General features: G+C 65.8%; 17 protein-coding genes and 1 tRNA gene. 15 read left to right on the top strand and 3 right to left on the bottom strand.

Features of this window, described 5'->3' with window-relative positions; all coding sequences use genetic code 11:
* Window positions 1–99 precede the first annotated feature (99 nt).
* Together GFD18_RS02100 and GFD18_RS02095 are read right to left on the bottom strand one after the other, a co-directional pair.
* On the bottom strand, window positions 100–1,011 hold the full coding sequence (locus tag GFD18_RS02100; protein WP_163199673.1) for a carbohydrate kinase family protein: 912 nt from the start codon (window positions 1,009–1,011) through the stop codon (window positions 100–102).
* 93 nt (window positions 1,012–1,104) lie between these two features.
* Window positions 1,105–2,310 (bottom strand): ROK family transcriptional regulator, encoded by a 1,206-nt coding sequence (locus GFD18_RS02095; RefSeq protein ID WP_163199674.1) that lies wholly within the window; start codon window positions 2,308–2,310, stop codon window positions 1,105–1,107.
* Between the two features lie 354 nt (window positions 2,311–2,664).
* Between GFD18_RS02095 and GFD18_RS02090 the strand changes: the two genes are divergently transcribed.
* From GFD18_RS02090 to GFD18_RS02070, 5 genes are all read left to right on the top strand, one after another.
* Complete coding sequence (locus GFD18_RS02090; protein ID WP_163199815.1) at window positions 2,665–3,585, top strand: NAD kinase; 921 nt, start codon at window positions 2,665–2,667, stop codon at window positions 3,583–3,585.
* A gap of 17 nt (window positions 3,586–3,602) precedes the next feature.
* The gene (gene recN / locus GFD18_RS02085; protein ID WP_163199675.1) at window positions 3,603–5,348 is read left to right on the top strand and encodes a DNA repair protein RecN; all 1,746 of its coding nucleotides are present in this window, start codon (window positions 3,603–3,605) and stop codon (window positions 5,346–5,348) included.
* A gap of 16 nt (window positions 5,349–5,364) precedes the next feature.
* Window positions 5,365–6,189 (top strand): bifunctional hydroxymethylpyrimidine kinase/phosphomethylpyrimidine kinase, encoded by an 825-nt coding sequence (gene thiD / locus GFD18_RS02080; protein ID WP_163199676.1) that lies wholly within the window; start codon window positions 5,365–5,367, stop codon window positions 6,187–6,189.
* Window positions 6,182–6,874, top strand: coding sequence for an HAD family hydrolase (locus GFD18_RS02075; protein ID WP_163199677.1), 693 nt, complete (start codon window positions 6,182–6,184; stop codon window positions 6,872–6,874). The genes thiD and GFD18_RS02075 overlap by 8 nt, the downstream gene beginning before the upstream one ends.
* A 102-nt stretch (window positions 6,875–6,976) precedes the next feature.
* Window positions 6,977–7,960 (top strand): D-isomer specific 2-hydroxyacid dehydrogenase family protein, encoded by a 984-nt coding sequence (locus GFD18_RS02070; protein WP_163199678.1) that lies wholly within the window; start codon window positions 6,977–6,979, stop codon window positions 7,958–7,960.
* Between the two features lie 115 nt (window positions 7,961–8,075).
* On the opposite strand, the gene thrC is transcribed toward GFD18_RS02070, so the two are convergent.
* Complete coding sequence (gene thrC / locus GFD18_RS02065; protein WP_163199679.1) at window positions 8,076–9,560, bottom strand: threonine synthase; 1,485 nt, start codon at window positions 9,558–9,560, stop codon at window positions 8,076–8,078.
* Between the two features lie 210 nt (window positions 9,561–9,770).
* On the opposite strand from thrC, the gene glyA reads away from it, so the two are divergent.
* The 10 genes from glyA (at window position 9,771) to GFD18_RS02015 (ending at window position 19,275) form a co-directional block, all read left to right on the top strand.
* Window positions 9,771–11,081: a serine hydroxymethyltransferase gene (gene glyA, locus GFD18_RS02060; RefSeq protein WP_163199680.1), complete on the top strand. Its 1,311-nt coding sequence runs from the start codon at window positions 9,771–9,773 to the stop codon at window positions 11,079–11,081.
* Window positions 11,082–11,292: 211 nt separating this feature from the next.
* Entirely contained in the window at window positions 11,293–12,588 is a 1,296-nt protein-coding gene (locus tag GFD18_RS02055) for a glutamate-5-semialdehyde dehydrogenase (protein ID WP_225432863.1), read from the top strand.
* Window positions 12,589–12,608: 20 nt separating this feature from the next.
* On the top strand, window positions 12,609–13,184 hold the full coding sequence (locus GFD18_RS02050) for a phosphoribosylglycinamide synthetase (protein ID WP_225432862.1): 576 nt from the start codon (window positions 12,609–12,611) through the stop codon (window positions 13,182–13,184).
* Window positions 13,185–13,210: 26 nt separating this feature from the next.
* Window positions 13,211–13,864, top strand: a complete 654-nt coding sequence (gene nadD / locus GFD18_RS02045) for a nicotinate-nucleotide adenylyltransferase (protein WP_191997277.1) — start codon at window positions 13,211–13,213, stop codon at window positions 13,862–13,864.
* A gap of 116 nt (window positions 13,865–13,980) precedes the next feature.
* A complete protein-coding gene (locus tag GFD18_RS02040) occupies window positions 13,981–14,997 on the top strand; it encodes a ribose-phosphate diphosphokinase (RefSeq protein ID WP_163199683.1) in 1,017 nt (338 codons plus the stop codon).
* Between the two features lie 161 nt (window positions 14,998–15,158).
* A tRNA-Gln gene (locus tag GFD18_RS02035) sits at window positions 15,159–15,229 on the top strand.
* A gap of 138 nt (window positions 15,230–15,367) precedes the next feature.
* Window positions 15,368–16,744, top strand: a complete 1,377-nt coding sequence (gene glmU, locus GFD18_RS02030; protein WP_163199684.1) for a bifunctional UDP-N-acetylglucosamine diphosphorylase/glucosamine-1-phosphate N-acetyltransferase GlmU — start codon at window positions 15,368–15,370, stop codon at window positions 16,742–16,744.
* Between the two features lie 19 nt (window positions 16,745–16,763).
* Window positions 16,764–17,168, top strand: a complete 405-nt coding sequence (gene rsfS / locus GFD18_RS02025; RefSeq protein WP_163199685.1) for a ribosome silencing factor — start codon at window positions 16,764–16,766, stop codon at window positions 17,166–17,168.
* Window positions 17,165–17,887, top strand: coding sequence for a histidine phosphatase family protein (locus tag GFD18_RS02020; protein ID WP_163199686.1), 723 nt, complete (start codon window positions 17,165–17,167; stop codon window positions 17,885–17,887). The genes rsfS and GFD18_RS02020 overlap by 4 nt, the downstream gene beginning before the upstream one ends.
* Before the next feature lie 179 nt (window positions 17,888–18,066).
* Window positions 18,067–19,275 carry a hypothetical protein gene (locus tag GFD18_RS02015; RefSeq protein ID WP_163199687.1) on the top strand — a complete coding sequence of 403 codons (1,209 nt, stop codon included), beginning with the start codon at window positions 18,067–18,069 and terminating at the stop codon, window positions 19,273–19,275.

Raw genomic sequence — 19,275 nt, 5'->3', positions numbered from 1 at the left:
TTCGGGATGTCCGGTCTGTCAACAAGGAATGAAGCCTACAGCGAAACTTCATGTGGGCGACGGCCTGCGGCGCATCGTCCGCAAGCCGTCACGACGGCATCACTTGCCCTGCTTGGCCTCGTACTCGGCGATGTAGTCGGGCATGACCTCCGGGTACTCCGGCCAGGCGCCGGCCTGGGTGCACACGTACGCGGCGGTGTTCACGGCGGCGCGGTGGGCCTCCTTGAGCGACTTGCCGAGCAGGATGTTGATGGTGAACGCGCCGGAGAAGGAGTCGCCGGCGCCGATGGTGTCGGACACCTCCACGCGCGGCGTCGGCAGGGTGGAGACCTCGCCGTCCTTGGCCAGGATGGTGCTGAAGTCGGCGCCGGCGGTGAGGATCACGTAATCGAGGTCGTAGTTGTCCATGAACCACTTGCAGGCCTCTTCGTCGGTGCCGGTGATGCCGAACATCGGGCGCAGCAGCACGAGTTCGTCGTCGTTGAGCTTGAACACGGTGGCGTCGGCGAGCTGCTCCTCGATGAGTTCCTTGGAGTAGTGGTCGCCGCGGATGTTGATGTCGTAGTAGCGCAGGGTGTCGGGGCGGGACTGCTTGAGCAGCTTCATGATGGTGTCATGCGACTCCTGCATGCGGCAGGCGAGGGAGCCGTAGCAGATGGCGTCGGCCTTGCGCACCAGGTCGATGAGCTCCTGGGTGAGCGCGATGTGGTCCCAGGCCACGTCCTTGACGATGGTCCACTCGGGGATGCCGTTCTCGAGCTTCACGTCGGCGCGGCCGGTGGGGTAGGCGTTGCGCTGCAGGATGGACTTGATGCCGGTCTTCTCCACCGCGGCCAGCAGCTCGTCGCCGAGCTCGTCCTCGCCGATGGCGCTGATCGAGTAGCCGTCGGCGCCGTTCTTGGTGGCGTGGTAGATGAAGTTGACGGGGGCGCCGCCTGCGCGCTTGCCCTCGGGGATCATATCCCACAGGATTTCGCCAAGGCTCAGGACGATCGGCTTCTTGTCTGCCATGATGGTTCCTTTCTTCTCTCCCTCGGGTTGCCCTGTGGAGATTTCTTTGTTGGGTTGGTTGGGTTGGTGATCGGTTGTTGTCGGTTCGGTCGGTCAGTCGTTTGGCTGGCCGACAAATTCGGTGGGGTGTTCGAGGAACTGCGCGGCGGCCACGGCGGCCGCTCCGGAGAGGGTCGCGTCCACGGGCAGGTCGGATATGGTTATGGCGGTGGTGTCCCGCAGGGCGGGCAGGGCATGCCGTTCGACCACGGTCTGCACTTCGTCGAGCAGTATCGAACCGGCTTGTGCCATGATATCACCGAGTACGATCTGCGCGGGGTTGTACGCGTTGATGATGGTGACGCAGCCGTAGCCGATGTACCGAGCGAAGTCGCGTACAAGTTCCAGCGCCGTCTCGTCGCCGCCGTGGGCGAGCTCGAACAGGGAGGCGCAGGCGTCGATGTGCGTCATGTCCTTCGCGCCGTCGACGAGGCCCGCGTCGATGATCGCCTGGTGCAGGGCCACGGCGGAGCAGTAGTTCTCCAGGCATCCGACGTTGCCGCATTCACACGGTCTGCCGTGGATGTCGATGCTGACGTGGCCGATCTCCGTGGCGGCGCCGAGGTTGCCGTTGACCAGCTCGCCGTCGTCGATGAGTCCGAGGCCCACGCCTTCGCCGACGAGATAGTAGCCGAGGCTGCGCGGGTCGGAGTCCGAGCCGAACAGGCTCTGCGCCAGCGCGCCGGCGCGGGCGTCCTGTTCGATGAAGGCCGGGACCCGGAAGGCGCCGACGAACTCGTCGATGAAGTTGACGTCCTTCCATTCGATCATCGAGGTGACCACGGCGATGCGGCCTTCATCCCGCAGATACGGGCCGGGCACGGCGATGCCGATGGCGACGATGGCGTCGTCGGCGGCGAGGATGGCGTCGATGCGTCGCCTGACGTCGTCGAGGGTCTCGCGGATGCGGCCGCCGCTGACGGGCGGAAGCAGCTGTTCGCTCTCCATGTTGCCGCCGAGGTCGAAGACGCCGATGCGCACCAGCGTGCGGGCGAATTTGACGCCGATGACCCGGTACTTGGATTCGTTGAGCTGCAGTCCGATGGAGCGGCGCTTCTTGATGCCGTCGAGGTTGCCGGTCTCGCTGATGACGCCCATGTCGATGAGCTGCGCCGTGATCTTGGTGATGGCTGCGGGGGTGAGGCCGAGCCTGCGGGCTATATGCGCGCGGGAGCAGATGCCGTCGCGGTGCAGGAGCTGGATGATGCGGGATCGGTTGAGCTCGGCCATCGAAGCGTGTGTGCTGCCGGGTGCGATCATCCTGTCCTCCTTGGCGTCGTTGCTCGGGCGTCGATATGTTTCGACGGGGTCGACGTCTGATGTCGATGGTCCGTCGTGCAATCGGCTCATGTTGTTGTGAATATATTAACAACGTTAATTTATTAAATGCAAGCGCGACACTCCGGAATCGGCAGGCCAATCGAGACGGGTGCCGGCCGTCGGGGCCCGGTGCGATATGCCGGACGACGGACAGCCCGATGCCTCCGGCCGCGCTGTCCGCCGTCGGTCGCTCCCGAGAGGGAGTCGGGGTTCGTGGGGCCGGGTCGGGAAACGGGGCAGACAATATCGGTTCGATGTGGAAGAATGTGACGTAGATTGTCATCGCGTATGCGGATGCGCAAGGAGGATGTATTGCCAGGTCAAAGAAAAGCGGTCGTGGTGACCCATAGTCAGCTGGCCGCCACCGGCACCGAGGTCAAGGAAGTCGTTGAACAGCTCAAGTACGCCGGCTTTGACGTGGTGATCGTGGACAACCTCGAGGCTCCCCCGTTCGCCGCGGCCGAGATGCAGTCCGTCGACCCGGATACGGAGATCGTCGTGGTGCTGGGAGGCGACGGGACCATTCTGCGGGCCGCCGAACTGGTCAAGGGCACGGATGTGCCGATCGTCGGCATCAACATGGGGCACGTCGGATTCCTCGCCGAATTCGAAAGCTTCCAGATCCGGGACGCCATCGCCAAGATCGCCCAGAGGGACTATTCGATCGACGAACGTGTGATCGCATGGGTGGACGTCTGGCTGCCCGGCGCCGACGAACCACTGCATGACTGGGCGCTCAACGACGTGACGCTGGAACGCGCCGACCGTGGCAAGATGGTGGAGCTCAGCATCCGCGTCGACGACGTGGAGATGAGCTCGTTCGGCTGCGACGGCGTCATCGTATCCACCCCGACCGGTTCCACGGCCTATGCGTTCTCCGCCGGAGGGCCGATCATCTGGCCGAACGTGGACGCACTGCAACTGGTGCCATTGGCCGCGCATGCGCTGTTCTCCAGGCCGCTGGTCATCGGGGCGAAATCCGCGTTCACCATCGATATCCTCGAAGACTCCTCCAGCGAAGGGTGGATCTGCTGCGACGGCCGCCGCCAGCGCGGGCTGCCGAGAGGCTCCCGCCTGGTGGTGCGTCAGTCCCCGAATTCGCTGCGTCTGGCCCGGCTGCTCGGCGTACCGTTCACCAGCCGTCTCGTCAGCAAGTTCGACCTGCCGGTGGTGGGCTGGCGCGAGTCGAACAAAAGCCGCGGCGGCAAGCGATAGGGGAGTGGCGCCAAGCGATGCTTGAGGAACTGGAGATTCGGGCGCTGGGCCCGATTCATCACGCCGTGCTGCGTCCTGCCAGGGGCATGACGGCGATAACCGGCGAGACCGGTGCGGGAAAGTCCATGCTGCTCAACGCCCTGCGCATGATCTCCGGAGGGACCGCGGCCTCCCGGCTGGTGTCGCCCGGAGAGGACGAGGCCTGGGCACAGGGCATCTTCGCCATCGGCGGTGGCTCATCGGTGGCGGATATCGTGCATGACGCCGGTGGCAGCGTCGAGGACGACGAGATCTTCCTCACCCGCACATTGCCCGCGAAGGGACGGTCGCGCGCCGTACTGAACGGCAGGAGCGTGCCGCGTGCCATACTGGGCGACATCAGCGGCGAACTGGTGACCATCCACGGCCAGGCCGACCAGCTGCGTATGGCGTCCGTGGGCCGGCAGCGTGATTTTCTGGACCGCTACGCGCAGGATGATGCGCTGCTCGACGCCTATCACACGGCATGGCAGCGGCTCAACGACATCGATGCCAAGCTTCGCGGCGTCACCGAACAGGAGTCCGACGCCATGCGGAAGGCGGACTACCTGCGCGAATCCATAGAGCGCATCGACCGTGTGGCCCCGCATGTCGGCGAGGACTCCGAACTCAGGACGCTGCGCGACCGGATAGAGAACGCCGCCGAGATCACGCGAGGCGTCGGCGGCGCACTGGCCGCCTTGGATTCGTCCCAGATGGACGTGGACGGCGGGGACGCCGTGGGCGCGACCTCGCTGATCGAACAGGCCGTGCAGTCGCTGCGCTCCATCCATGTGCAGGGAGAATACGCCGAGGTAGCCGAGCGGCTGGACGCGCTGAACACGGAGCTTTCCGACGTGGTGTTCACCCTCAGCGGGATGCTCGGCGGCGATGACGAGGCGCAGGACCTCGACGGCATCAACGATCGCATACACGAACTCGGCGAGTTGACCCGCCGTTGGGGCCCGACCCTGGAGGATGTGCTGGCGTGGCGGGAACAGGCCGGCTACGATCTGGAAGACCTCGACGCATCCCCCGAACGTGTCGACCAGCTGCGCAAGGAACGTGAGTCCGCATATGAGGCCGCGCTTTCGGCGGCCGACGCGCTTCACGAGGCGCGTGCCGCCGCTGCGGGCGAATTGTCCTCCCGGGTGGGGGACGAGCTTGCGTCGCTGGCGATGTCCGGGGCTTCGCTGGACATCGACGTACAGGTGCGCAGGCGGCCCGACTCGGCCGCCGCCGGTGACTTCGGCCCGTTGGACGCCAGCGGAGGCGATGACATCCGGTTCCTGTTCACCCCGTTCCCGGGCTCCCCGAAGCTGCCGATGGGCAAAAGCGCCTCGGGCGGCGAGCTCAGCCGTCTGATGCTGGCGCTCGAGCTCGTGGCCGCCGAACGCGGCATGAACGGCGGCGACGATTTCGCCATGACGTTCGTGTTCGACGAGGTCGACGCCGGCGTCGGCGGCAAGACCGCCGTGGAACTGGGCCGACGGCTGGCGAAGCTCGCCGAGCACGCCCAGGTGATCGTCGTGACCCATCTGGCGCAGGTGGCGTCGTGGGCGAACGCGCAGTTCGTCGTCTCCAAGACCGTAGAGGCGGCCGGCGGCGATGACGGAGCGAACACCACGGTCACCGAGGTCCGCGACGATGCGCGTGAGCGCGAGATCGCCCGCATGCTCGCCGGCAGCGAGTCGAAGACCTCCCTCGTCCACGCCAGGGAGCTGCTCGAATCCTCCGCCCTCTAGACGAAAGGAAACCATCATGACAACCCTCACCCCGACCCTCACCATCGCCGGTTCCGACTGCTCCGGCGGCGCCGGCATCCAGGCCGACCTCAAAACCATGAGCGCCAACGGCTGCTTCGCCATGTCGGTGATCACGTCCGTCGTGGCCGAGAACACGGCCCGCGTGATCTCCGTGCTCGACGTGGATCCGAAGATCATCGCCGACCAGATCGACGCCGTGTTCGAGGACATCCGCCCCAGGGCCGTCAAGGTCGGCATGCTCGACAATCCCGACATCATGCGGGTCGTGGCCGACAAGCTCGTCGAATACCAGGCCGAGAACGTGGTCATCGACCCGGTCATGTACGCGAAGAACGGCGCCCCGCTCATGGACCCCAACTGCATCGACTCGCTCATCGAGATCGTGATTCCCCACGCCGACGTGCTCACGCCGAACATCCCGGAGGCCGAATGCATCTCCGGGCTGAAGATCAACGACCTCGACGGGCAGAAGGCGGCCGCCAAGGCCATCCAGGAGATGGGCTGCACGTCCGCTCTGGTCAAGGGCGGCCACGCCACGGGCGACGCCATCGACGTGCTGTACGACGGCAGGGACTTCTACGAGTTCTCCGCCAGGCGCATCGACACGAAGAACACGCACGGCACCGGATGCACGTATTCCTCGGCCATCGCCGCGAACCTGGCGCTCGGCCATCCGTTCCATGAGGCCATCGGGCGTGCCAAGAAGTACGTGACCATGGCCATCGAGCATTCGCTGGAGCTTGGCAACGGCAACGGCCCCACCAACCATTTCTGGGACCTGTACGCCCACGGCCTCGAGGGCTTCGACGCCAATGCCTGATCCCGTCGTGCCGTCCCTGACCGACGGGCTGCCGAATGCGGGCAAGGGCGCGATCTTCGACCTCGACGGCACGCTGCTCGACTCGATGCACGTGTGGACGGACGTCGACGACGAGTTCCTGCACTCCCGCGGCTTCGACGTGCCGCGGGACTATGCCGACTCCATCGCCCACATGTCGTTCGACGACTGCGCCCGCTACACCATCGAACGCTTCGGGCTGCCGGACACGCCCGAGGAGCTGATGGACGAATGGAACCGCATGGCGTTCAAGGCGTACTCGACCACCGTGCCGCTCAAACCCCATGCGGGGGAGTATCTGCGGCATCTCAAAGCCACCGGCGCGCGTCTCGCCGTGGCCACGAGCCTGCCGCCGAACTTCCGCGAGCCCGTATTGCGCAGGCTCGGCGTATTCGACCTGTTCGACGCGCTGTGCAGCGTGGACGACGTGGGACATGTCTCCAAGAACCGGCCCGACGTGTATCTGTATGCGGCCGAACGCATAGGCGTCGCGCCGGGCGACTGCACGGTGTTCGAGGACATCCTCGTCGGCATCAGGGCGGTCAAGTCGGTGGGCATGGCCGCGTGGGCCATGTATGACGCCTCGTCGGCCGTGCACTGGCCGCAGATCTGCGCGCTCGCCGACGGCGCCATGCATGATTTCGACGAGGCTCCGCGGATGCTGTGAGCGGCGGCCGCCGGATTCACTATCATGGAGTCGAATGACGGGCGCGCCGGATGGCATCCGCGCGTCCGATGACGATGGACGTCGATGACATGGGAGCTGATTATGAGGATCGCCGCATTCGAGGTGCGTGATGACGAGCGCGAGGCGTTCGCCGCGGAGGCCGAACGGGTCGGCGTGGACGTCGACCTGCACGCGGAGCCGCTGACGACGGGGAACGCGCATCTGGCCGATGGCTGCGAAGGCGTGAGCACGCTGGGGCAAAGCCACCTGGACGCCGCGTTGCTGGAGGCGCTGGCTCAGCGGGATGTGAAGGTGGTGGCCACACGCACCATCGGCTACAACCACATCGACCTTGACGCCGCCAGACGGCTCGGCATCGTGGCGCTCAACGCCGATTACGCGCCCAACGGCGTGGCCGAATACACGGTGATGTTCATCCTGCTGGTGCTGCGCAACTACAAACCCGCATTGTGGCGCGGCCAGGTCTACGACTTCTCGCTCCAAGGGCTGCAGGGGCGTGAGCTGCGCAACCTCACGGTCGGCGTGATGGGCACGGGACGCATCGGCGCCACGGTGATCGAATGCCTGACGGGGTTCGGGTGCCGCATCCTCGCCTACGACCCGCATCCGAAGCCCGAAGTGGCCGCACACGCCGAATACGTCGACCTCGACACCCTGTATGCGAACAGCGACGTGATCACCCTGCACATGCCGCTGCTGGACTCCACGTACCACATCATCAACCGCGAATCCATCGCGAGGATGAAGGACGGCGTGGTGCTCGTCAACTGCGCGCGAGGCGAGCTCATGGACCTCGATGCGCTGATCGACAACATCGAGGCGGAGAAGATCGGCGGCCTCGGCCTCGACACCGTGGAGACCGAAGGCGATCTGATCCACCGCGACCGACGCACCGACATCCTCACCAACCGCGGCATCGCGTACCTGCGGCAGTTCCCGAACGTCGTGATGACCCAGCATATGGCGTTCTACACCGACGCCGCCGTGCACAGCATGGTCTCCTGCTCGGTCGACGGCATCAAGTCCGTGCTTCAGACCGGCGGCTTCCGCACCCGTCTGGTCTGAACGTCTGGTCTGAACGGCCCGAAAGGCGTTGCGCCGTCACGGCGAACATCGATGATATGACGAAGGGCCGGCCCCGTCACAGGGCCGGCCCTTCGTCATATCATATGGAAGCCGATTACTTTTCTGCGGCGGAGCGCACGTACTCCTCCATGGCGTCGATTTCGACGACGTCGCCGAACCTCACATCCGCGGTCTCCAGGCCGCGCAACGCGGCGGGCGCCGCGGTGCCGGTGGACTCGGCCAGAACGTCCATGCACTCGAAATCGGTTCCCGTGGCGTCGAGGCCGAGCGACTCGTTGACCACGCGCGGGAACTTGTACGGGCTGGCGGTGCTCAGCAGCACGCGCGGCGTCAGCGGGTCGCGCGGCATCTGCTGCATCACGAAGTAGCCGCACGCCGTATGCGGGTCGATGACGTAATGGTTCCTCTCCCAGCAGTCGCGGATGGAATCGCGCACCTGGTCCTCGTCGGCCCAGCCGCAGCCGAACAGCGAGCGGATGGACTTGAGCATGGGCTCGGGCGCCTCGAACGCGCCCCACTGGCTGAGGTCGTTCATGAGCATGGAGATCAGGCGGGTGTCCTTCTCAGAGAAGTAGTAGAGCATGCGTTCCAGATTCGACGAGACGAGGATGTCCATCGAGGGGGAGATGGTCTGGTAGAACGGGCGCTGGCGGTTGTACGTGCCCGAGGTGAGGAAGTCGAACAGCACGTTGTTCTTGTCGGAGGCGACGACCAGATGCTTCACCGGCAGGCCCAGCAGTTTGGCGTAGTAGCCGGCGAGGATGTCGCCGAAGTTGCCGGTCGGCACGGTGAACTCCACCTCGTCGCCCACGTTGATGACCTGCTTCTCGAGCAGCTGCGCGTATGCGGCGAAGTAGTACACGACCTGCGGCACCAGACGGCCCACGTTGATGGAGTTGGCGGAGGAGAGCACCGTATGCGACGTGCCGGCGAGCTCGCCGGCGAGCTCCTTGTCGCCGAAGATGCGCTTGACGGCGGACTGCGCGTCGTCGAAGTTGCCCTTGACCGCACACACGTTCACGTTGTCTCCGGTCTGCGTGGTCATCTGCAGCTGCTGGACCTGGCTGACCTTGCCCTCCGGGTAGAACACGGTGATGGCGGTGCCCGGGGCGTCGGCGAATCCGGCCAGCGCCGCCTTGCCGGTGTCGCCCGAGGTGGCCGTGAGAATCATGATCTGCTCGTCCTCGTCGCCGCCGGCGGGCGTGGTACGGGCCATGAAGCGGGGCAGGATCTGCAGCGCCACATCCTTGAAGGCGCTGGTCGGGCCGTTGAACAGCTCGAGGATGTAGTCGTCGCCGATCGGCTTGAGCGGGGTGATGGCCGGATCGGACCACTGGTCGCCGTACGCCTCGCGGATGCAGTCGGCCAGCTCCTCGGCGGTGAAGTCCGGCAGCAGCTTCGCCAGCACGTCCTGTGCGATCTGCTGGTATGACTTGCCGGCGAGGGAGGCGATATCGACATGCTCGTCGCCAAGAGAGTCCGAGACGAACAGGCCGCCGTCGTCGGCGATGCCCTTGCGGATGGCCTGCTTGGAGGTGAGCGAATCAGTGGTGCTACGTGTGCTGTGGAAAGTGGTCACGTTCGAAATCCTTGGATGCTCGACAAGATGTGGACATACCGATTCTACTGGCAGCGTTGGGCAATCGAGCGGCCCGTCTCATTCCGCCCGTCCGCGTCGCAGGGCGCCCGCACGCGCGAAAATGAGACGAACCGGCCCCGTGATTTGTTTCGTAACCGAAACTGTTTACACTGGGACGCTAGTCATCCAAGGCAGAAGTAAAGGAGCACCATGACCGACCAGACGTCATACCCCCAGCACGTCGGCGACACCTTCAACGCGCCGATCGCGCAGGCCGACCCGGAAATCGCCGAGATCCTGACCGCCGAGCTGCACCGCCAGCAGGACGGCCTGGAGATGATCGCCTCCGAAAACTTCGTGCCCCGCGCCGTGCTGCAGGCCCAGGGCTCCGTGCTCACCAACAAGTACGCCGAAGGCTACCCGGGACGTCGCTACTACGGTGGCTGCGAGCAGGTCGACAGGCTCGAGACCATCGCCCGCAACCGCGCCAAGGAGCTTTTCGGCGCCGAATACGCCAACGTGCAGCCCCACTCCGGCGCCCAGGCCAACGCCGCAGTCTACCAGGCCCTCGTCAAGCCCGGCGACACCGTGCTCGGCCTCGCCCTCGACCACGGCGGCCACCTCACCCACGGCATGAAGATCAACTTCTCCGGCCGCTTCTACAAGGCCGAGGCCTATCAGGTCAATCCGGAGACCTTCCGCATCGACCCGGAGATCATCCGCCAGCGCGCACTGGAGACCCACCCCGCCCTCATCATCGGCGGCTGGAGCGCCTACCCGCGCATCGAGGACTTCAAGGCCATGAAGGAGATCGCCGACGAGGTCGGCGCCAAGTTCTGGGTGGATATGGCCCACTTCGCGGGCCTCGTCGCCGCCGGCCTGCACCCGAGCCCCGTGCCGTACGCCGATGTCGTCTCCTCCACCGCCCACAAGACGCTCGGCGGTCCGCGCTCCGGCTTCATCCTCGCCAAGCAGGAGTATGCCAAGAAGCTCAACTCCGCCGTGTTCCCCGGTCAGCAGGGCGGCCCGCTCATGCACGTGATCGCCGGCAAGGCCGTCAGCTTCAAGGTGGCGGGCACCCCCGAGTTCAAGGACCGCATGCAGCGCACGCTCGACGGCGCCAAGATCCTCGCCGACCGCCTCATGGCCGACGATGTGAAGTCCAACGGCATCTCCGTGCTCACCGGTGGCACCGACGTGCATCTGGTGATGGTCGACCTGCGCAACAGCGAGCTTGACGGCCAGCAGGGCGAGGACCTGCTCGCCCAGTGCGGCATCACCATCAACCGCAACACCGTGCCGTTCGATCCGCGTCCGGCCTCCGTGGCCTCCGGCCTGCGCATCGGCACCTCCGCCCTGGCCACCCGTGGCTTCGGTCCCAAGGAATACGAGGAGGTCGCCGATATCATCGGCACCGCGCTCGCCGCGGGCAAGGGCGCCGACGTCGAGGCCCTCAAGGCCCGTGTCGACAAGCTCGTCGCCGACTTCCCGCTCTACCCCGAACTCGATCAGATCGACTGATTCGGAGCCGGTCGGTCCGGAATGCCGGCCGACGGCTGCCGGTCCGGCGATACGGCCCTTCGGCGGTGCCATGCATGTATATGGCCCGGCGGAGGGCCGTTCCATGTTCCGGCATCGCGGGAAGCCGCCGGACGCGCCGTCGGACGGCTTCCCCGCATCGATGTGCCGACGTGGCATTATGGTGGTGTTCAACCAGATGGATGGGAGCTCTATGGGTGAGAAAACCATGAACGAGGCATTCGCCGCCGTGTGCGAACTCGCCGACGAGGCATCGCAAGCCCAGCGGACCCTGGCGCGTGCCAGCACCGAACGGAAGAACGCCGTGCTGCGCGCCTTCGCCGATGCGCTCGTGGCGAACGCCGACATGATTGAATCCGCCAACGACGCCGATATGCGCGAGGCCGAGGATTCCGGCATGAGCCGAGGGCTGCTCGATCGCCTGCGCTTCGACGCCGATCGCATCGGAGCCACCGCAGACGGCGTCAGGGGCGTCGCGTCGCTGCCCGACCCCGTCGGGGAGATGGTGCGCGGGCGTAACCTTCCCAACGGCATGCGTCTCAACCAGATTCGCGTGCCCATCGGCGTCATCGGCATGATCTACGAGGCGCGGCCCAATGTGACCGTCGACGTCATCTCGCTGTGCCTCAAGTCCGGCAACGCCGTGCTGCTGCGCGGCGGACATGCCGCCCGGCATACCAACGAGGCGACGCTTGCCGTCATCGGCCAGGTGCTCGCCGACCATGGATTCGACTCCGCGCTTGTCGCCGGCGTCGACCGTTACGGCAGGGACGGCGCCACATCTATGATGATGGCCCGCGGCCACATCGACCTTCTCGTGCCTCGAGGCGGCGCCGGGCTCATCCGCGCCGTCGTCGACAACTCCAGGGTGCCGGTCATCGAAACCGGTGCGGGCAACGTGCACATCTACGTCGACTCCGCCGCCGACCTCGACAAGGCCCTGCCCATCATCATCAATGCGAAGACACAGCGCGTCGGCGTGTGCAATGCCGCCGAAAAGCTGCTGGTGCACGGCGCCGTCGCCGAGGACTTCCTCCCCGTGGTCGCCAATGCGCTCACCGAGCATGGCGTCCGCCTGCATGTCGATGAGTCGTCGCTCGACATCATCACCCATGCCGGCATCGACGACCTCGACATTGTTCCCGCCACCGAAGAGGATTGGGCGACCGAATACCTCGACTATGAGATCGGCATCCGCGTGGTCGACTCGATGGACGACGCCATCGCCCATATCGCCGAATATTCGACCGGCCACACCGAGGCCATCATTTCCGAGGACTATTCGCATATCGAGGAGTTCACCGCGCGGGTCGACTCCGCCGTCGTGATGGTGAACGCCTCCACGCGCTTCACCGACGGCGGCATGTTCGGACTCGGCGCCGAGCTCGGTATCTCCACGCAGAAGATGCATGCCAGGGGGCCGATGGGCCTCGAGGAGCTCACCACCACGAAATGGATAGGCTATGGCACCGGACAGGTGCGTCCATGAGCATGAACAGGGAAGACGACATGACACAGGACGACATGAATCAGAAGCATGACGACGCGGCCCGTGCCGGCGGCGACGGCCTTGGGGAACACCGGACCAGCCCGGATCTGTGGCTGCGGGTCGGCGCCGAACGGCTGAGCCTGGTGCGCTACGTGTTCCTGGTGCAGATTGAGGACGGCATACCCACCGCGGCGCAGCGCTCCGCCCTGGAATACTCGGACGCCGTGCTCATCGGCTGGCCCGACGCCGATGCCCCCGACGTCGTGGCCGTGGACGAACGGCAGGAGGCGGAGATCGTCGCCCACGTGAGGATCATGGAGGAGTACATCGGCAAGTTCCGCGAATCCGAACGCGAGGGCAGCATCGACGACATGACCGACATCCTCATCCGGATCTCCGAGCGTGTCGCCGAGATACGCAAGATCTTCCAGCCTGATTTCCCGCTGCCGACCTTCGCGGAGATCAGACGCGTCGTGCAGGAGGAATGGGACGAGGACATGGGCAAGATCGACCCGCAGTCCAGCGGCAGCGCCAGCGAGGTCGAGCAGGAGACCCGTCTCGAGAACGAGCAGCGGGACGCGGGGGAGCGGGCATGACCGATACAACCAGGCCCGCACGCACCATGTCCGAGCTCAGGGGGGATCGCACGTCGTCCGCCCAGGGGCTTTCCACCCGAGGCAATCGTCACTCGGTGCCCCGGATCGGCATCATGGGCGGTACCTTCGACCCCATCCACAACGGCCATCTTGTGGCCGCGTCCGAAGTGGCATGGGTGTACGACCTCGACGAGGTGGTGTTCGTGCCCACCGGACGGCCGGTGTTCAAGCTCGACAAGGTGGTGACGAACGCCGAGGACCGTTATCTGATGACGGTGATCGCCACGGCCTCCAACCCGAAGTTCACCGTCTCGCGCGTCGACATCGACCGCCCCGGCGTGACCTACACCATCGACACGCTTCGCGACATCCACGCCGCCCGGCCCGACGCCGAGCTGTTCTTCATCACCGGCGCGGACGCCATCGCCGAGATCATGCGGTGGAAGGACGCCGAGGAGATGTGGTCGCTGGCGCATTTCGTCGCCGTCTCTCGCCCCGGCTACTCATCGGACCTGAAGAACCTCGACATCCCCGCCCGTGCGGTGGACATGCTGGAGATTCCCGCGCTGGCGATCTCCTCCACCGACGTGCGCCGACGCAGCGAGGACGGCGAGCCCGTGTGGTATCTCGTCCCCGACGGCGTGGTGCAGTACATCTCGAAGCACGGCCTGTACCGGTGAACGGCCGTCGCCGGAACCCCTCCGCCGCCGGTGGAGGGGAGGGGCTCCGGCCGGTCGCTCGTCGCAGTTGACGGTTATAGTGGGGGACTGTCACAGACCAGTACACGTTTGGAGATATGGTGAGCGCAATCCTTGAGGGAAAACCGGACAAAAATCTCATTCTCGTCACCGGCAGGGCGCATCCCAAGCTGGCCGCCGACGTGGCCAAGCAGCTCGGCATCGACATCCTGGAGACCACGGCGTACGACTTCGCCAACGGTGAGATGTACGTGCGCTACACCGAATCGGTGCGTGGCGCCGATGTATTCGTCCTGCAGCCGCATTCCACCCCGGTGAACAAGGCGATCATGGAACAGCTCATCATGATCGACGCCCTCAAGCGTGCGTCCGCCCGCTCCATCACCGCCGTGTGCCCGATGCTCGGCTATTCCCGTCAGGACAAGAAGCATCTCGGTCGCGAGCCCATCTCCTGCCGTCTGGTGTTCGACCTGCTGGCCACCGCCGGAGCCGATCGCATCATGAGCGTGGACCTGCACGCCTCGCAGTCCCAGGGCTTCTTCGACGGCCCCGTCGACCATCTCATCGCCATGCCGGTGCTGGTCGACTACGTCCGTGACCGTCTCGATCTTTCCAACATCGCCGTGGTGTCCCCCGATGCCGGCCGCATCAAGGTGGCCGAGCAGTGGGCCCAGCGTCTGGGTGGGTGCCCGCTGGCCTTCGTGCACAAGACCCGTGACATCACCCGTCCGAACCATGCCGTCGCCAACCGTGTGGTCGGCGAGGTCAAGGGCAAGGACTGCGTGCTTGTCGACGACCTCATCGACACGGCCGGCACCATTGCCAGCGCCTGCCATGTGCTCAAGGAGGCCGGCGCCAAGTCCATCACCGTCGCCGCCACGCATGGCGTGCTTTCCGGCCCGGCCGTGGAGCGCCTGCGCAACAGCGGCGCCCGCGAGGTCGTGCTCACCGACACCGTGCCGATTCCGGAAAGCAAGCGCTGGGACGGCCTGACCGTCCTGTCCATCGCGCCGCTGCTGGCCAGCGCCATCAAGGAGGTCTTCAGCGACGGTTCGGTCGCCGAGCTGTTCGACACCTATCCGACGCACCACGGCCAGGGCTTCCTGTTCGCCTGACCGGTTTTTCGGCGCGGCGGCCTGCGGTCCCCGCAGACGGGACACGCTGTCGCGCGCCGAAAACCGTTGTCATACCGGCGAAACGGTGGTGCCTGCCCGGCCTCGATGATTTTTTCGCCCGGTCGTGGCATAATAGTGGCTCGGCGGTTTTTCGCCGCCGTTCCCCCATGGTGTAATGGCAGCACACGGGTCTTTGGAACCCTTTGTCTTGGTTCGAGTCCAGGTGGGGGAGCCGGAAATAGCCGGCATGCGTCCTGCGGAAATCACGGTTCCCATGTGATTCCGGTAAGGCCATGCCGGCTATATGCTTATATATGGTTCTGTCGGATACGACGACATCAGTCGCAAACAGCGAAGTGGAGAAATGAACATGACATTCAGTGCGGCGATCATTCTGGCTGCCGGTGAGGGAACACGCATGAAGTCGGCCGATCCCAAGGTGTTGCACAGCCTGGCCGGCAAGACGTTCCTGCAGCGGGTGATGCATTCCGTGCGGGCGCTCGACCCCGACGTGCTGGGCGTGGTCGTCCGCTATCAGGCGGACCGTGTGGCCGCGGCCGCCAGGTCCTATGACGAGCACGTCACCATCGTGCACCAGGACGAGATCCCCGGCACCGGCCGTGCAGTGCAGTGCGCCATGTCGCAGCTTTCCGCCGCCGGCCCGCTCAGCGGCCCGGTCCTGATCGCCGCCTCCGACATGCCGCTGCTGGACGAGTCCACGCTGCGCCAGCTCATGGAATCCCACACGCAGTCCGGCAACTCCGCAACGGTGCTGACCACCATCCTCGACGATCCGACCGGCTATGGCCGCATCATCCGCGACTCCAAGGGGCAGGTGCTGCGCATCGTCGAGCAGAAGGACGCCAACTCCTCGGAGCTCGCCGTGCATGAGGTGAACACCTCCGTCTACGTGTTCGACGCTGACGTCCTCTCCCAGGCCATCGCCGGTCTCGACGACGACAACGCGCAGGGCGAGTTCTACCTCACCGACGCGCTGGAGAAGGCCAAGGAGTTCGGCGGCGTCGGCGCCTACGCGGCCCCCGATGCGCTCGCCGTGGAAGGCGTGAACGACCGTGTGCAGCTCGCCAAGCTCGCCAAGGCGCATAACCGCCGCATCTGCGAGGCATGGATGCGCGCCGGCGTGACGATTCTCGACCCCGAGACCACGTGGATCGAGGACGATGTGGAACTCGGCCAGGACGTGACCGTGCTTCCCGGAAGCTTCCTGCAGGGACACTCCGTCGTGGGCCCGAAGGCCGTCGTCGGACCGTACACCACGCTCATCGACGCGACCATCGACGCCGAAGCCGTCGTGGAGCGCTCCCGCGTGCAGGGCACGCACATCGGCCGCGCCGCGAACATCGGCCCCTGGACCTACCTGCGTCCGGGCAACGACCTCGGCGAGGAGACCAAGGCCGGCGCCTTCGTGGAGATGAAGAAGGCGCACATCGACAACGGCACCAAGGTCCCGCACCTCAGCTACGTGGGCGACGCCCACGTAGGCGAGCACACCAACATCGGCGGCGGAACCATCACCGCGAACTACGACGGCAAGAACAAGCACCATACCGAGATCGGCTCGGGCGTACACGTGGGCGCCGGCAACATGTTCGTCGCACCCGTCACCGTGGGCGACGGCGTGACCACCGGCGCCGGTTCCGTGGTGCGTCACGACGTGCCCGCCGATGCCATGGTGTATTCGGAGAACACGCAGCACGTCGTGGAACATTGGAAGCCGGCGGAATAGACAAGAGAAAGGTGAATCCGTGCCCGCAGCAGCAGATTCCATCGAATCCGTACGCATCGCCGCACAGGCGGCCGACTCCGTCAAGGCGACGGACATCGTCGCCATCGACGTGAGCGACGCGGTCGGCATCACCGACGCGTTCGTCATCGCGTCCGGTTCGTCCGACCGTCAGGTCGTCGCCATCGCCGAGGAAATCGAAAAGCAGTTGCACATCGTCCGCGGCATCGACGCCCGAAGCCGGGAGGGATTCGAGCAGGGCGAGTGGATTCTGCTCGACTTCGGCGACTTCGTGGTGCATGTCATGCTCGAGGACAAGCGCGAGTTCTACGACATCGAACGCCTGTGGAAGGACTGCCCGGCGATCGACCTGCAGCTCGCACACCCCGAGCATTCCTCCATGGCGGCCGACGGGGTCCCGGCATGACGGATTCCAACGCCGCACCATGCCGGCATGTGCGCTCCATTACCCTGATACGCCACGGCCGTACGGCGTTCAACGCCGTCGGCCGCCTTCAGGGCCAGTCCGACATCCCCCTCGACGACGTCGGACTGTGGCAGGTGGGGCAGTCCGGCCTCGCATTGCGCCGGCTGTACGTGGACCCTGCCGACGATGCGCGTCGGCAGGTCGTCGTCAGCTCCGACCTTGAACGCTCGATGCAGACCGCCCACGCCTTCGCCGACCCGCTGGAGCTGGAGGTCCACGCCGACGTACGTGTGCGGGAGCGCGACTTCGGCGAATGGGAGGGGCTGACCCTGCATGACATCCACGACCGCTGGCCCGACGATTTCTTCTCATGGATAGGATTCCGCGGAGGCGAGCTGCGCCACGGCGCCGAAAGCAAGCTCGCCGTCGGCGAGCGCGGCGTCGAAGTGGTACGCGACTGGGCCACGCGATTCGGCGGGGACACCGACCTGTTCGTGTTCTCCCACGGCGCCTGGATATCGCAGACGCTGCAGGTGCTCATCGGACTGAATCAGGCTCGTCCCGACTTCTCCAGCCTGATGTCCATGCGCAACGCCCACTGGTGCCGGCTGCGTCCGATGGACCGTCCGGATGGCTCCGTGCAATGGCGTCTCGCCGCATTCAACCATGGTCCCGCCGCTGCGGAGACCGACGGATGGGACGAACCGAAGCTGCCATGAAGCCGCCTTGGATCCGTGACCGCCGCACGGCCGAAACGCCGTGCGGCGTCGTCATATGTGGCGGGCGTGTAAGGCCCATGTGATGGTTTGTGACGAATCTGCGGTTTTCCCGATGCCGGACGGATGAATCCGCATAAGCTTCCCCACCGATAACGGATTGCAATCGGCTAAGGGGTGTTGTGCTCAAGAAGTTCTTTGCGAATATTTCGGCTGTGCCCATCATCGGCGGTGCGCTTGCCGCAGTGACGTCGTTCCTGCTTTCGGCGAAGATCGGCATCGGCGGTTCGGTGATCGGCGTGGCCGTCGGCTCGGTGGTCTCCGCCGTGTCGTCGCAGCTGTATCAGAATCTGCTGAAGGAATCCGGCAGAAAAATTCAGGAGAAGGTCGATCTCGTAAGCGGCGACGGCTCGTCGGACGGCTCGTCCGACGAGGCCGCGGAGCCGCGTGAGCCCCGTGTCGCGGTCGGTGGCACCGGGGCGACCACGGTGATGGCTCCCGTTGCGGGCGAGACCCCGGCCGTCGATGCGACGCAGACCCTCGCCGCCGCAGTGGCGGACGGCGGAACGTCCGTGATGGCTCCCGTGGGCGAAGGCACCGCCGTGCTTCCCGCGGCATCCGACGCCACGCGCGCTATGCCGGTCGTCGGCGGTGAAGGGGATGCCGCGGACGGTTCCACCCACGTCATGCCCGCCGTGCCGGGAGCCGCCGGCACCAAACCCGCACTGGCGGGAGCGGAGCCCGCGTCCTTCTCGCCGCGTTCCACCGTCGACGGAGCCGGCAAGGGGCACGCATCGGGTTCCACCGTCACCTATCACGCCGGCGCCGCCAAGACGGACACCAAGACACGTCGAAAGGCGCTGGCGATCACCATCGCCGCGGCCGTCGCCGCCGTCGGCATCACGGCCGGCATCATCCTGGCCCTTACCGGCGGCCAGGGAACCGACGATGTGGTGCGCCGCACGATAACCAAGCACACGCAGACCTCGCAGACGACGCCGACGCCTTCGCCCACGGCGACCACTACCGCCCCGTCCGCGACGCCCTCTCCCACCGATACCGCCACCTCGGGCACTGACGAATATCAGGGCACCGGCGAGACGAACGGCGACGACACCGGCGGCACGACCGACAACGGCACGTCCGGCACCGACAACGGTTCCTCCGGAACCTCGTCCGGCACATCGGGCTCCACCGGCTCGACCAACGGTTCCGAGACCTCGGGCAACGGTTCGGCCAACGGCTCCGATTCCTCGAATGGCGGCACCACCGGGGGATCCACCGGTTCCGACTCCACGGGAGACAGCGGCTCGTCGTCCGGCTCCGACTCCTCCAACGGTTCGAACGGCAACAGCGCAAGCACCGGCAGCGGCACGACCGACATCAGGTAG

Origin of the sequence: Bifidobacterium saimiriisciurei (assembly GCF_010667655.1) — a bacterium.
GTDB lineage: Bacteria > Actinomycetota > Actinomycetes > Actinomycetales > Bifidobacteriaceae > Galliscardovia > Galliscardovia saimiriisciurei.
The sequence above is the reverse complement of the archived record's forward strand: the minus strand, read 5'-3'. Positions and strand labels throughout refer to the sequence as shown.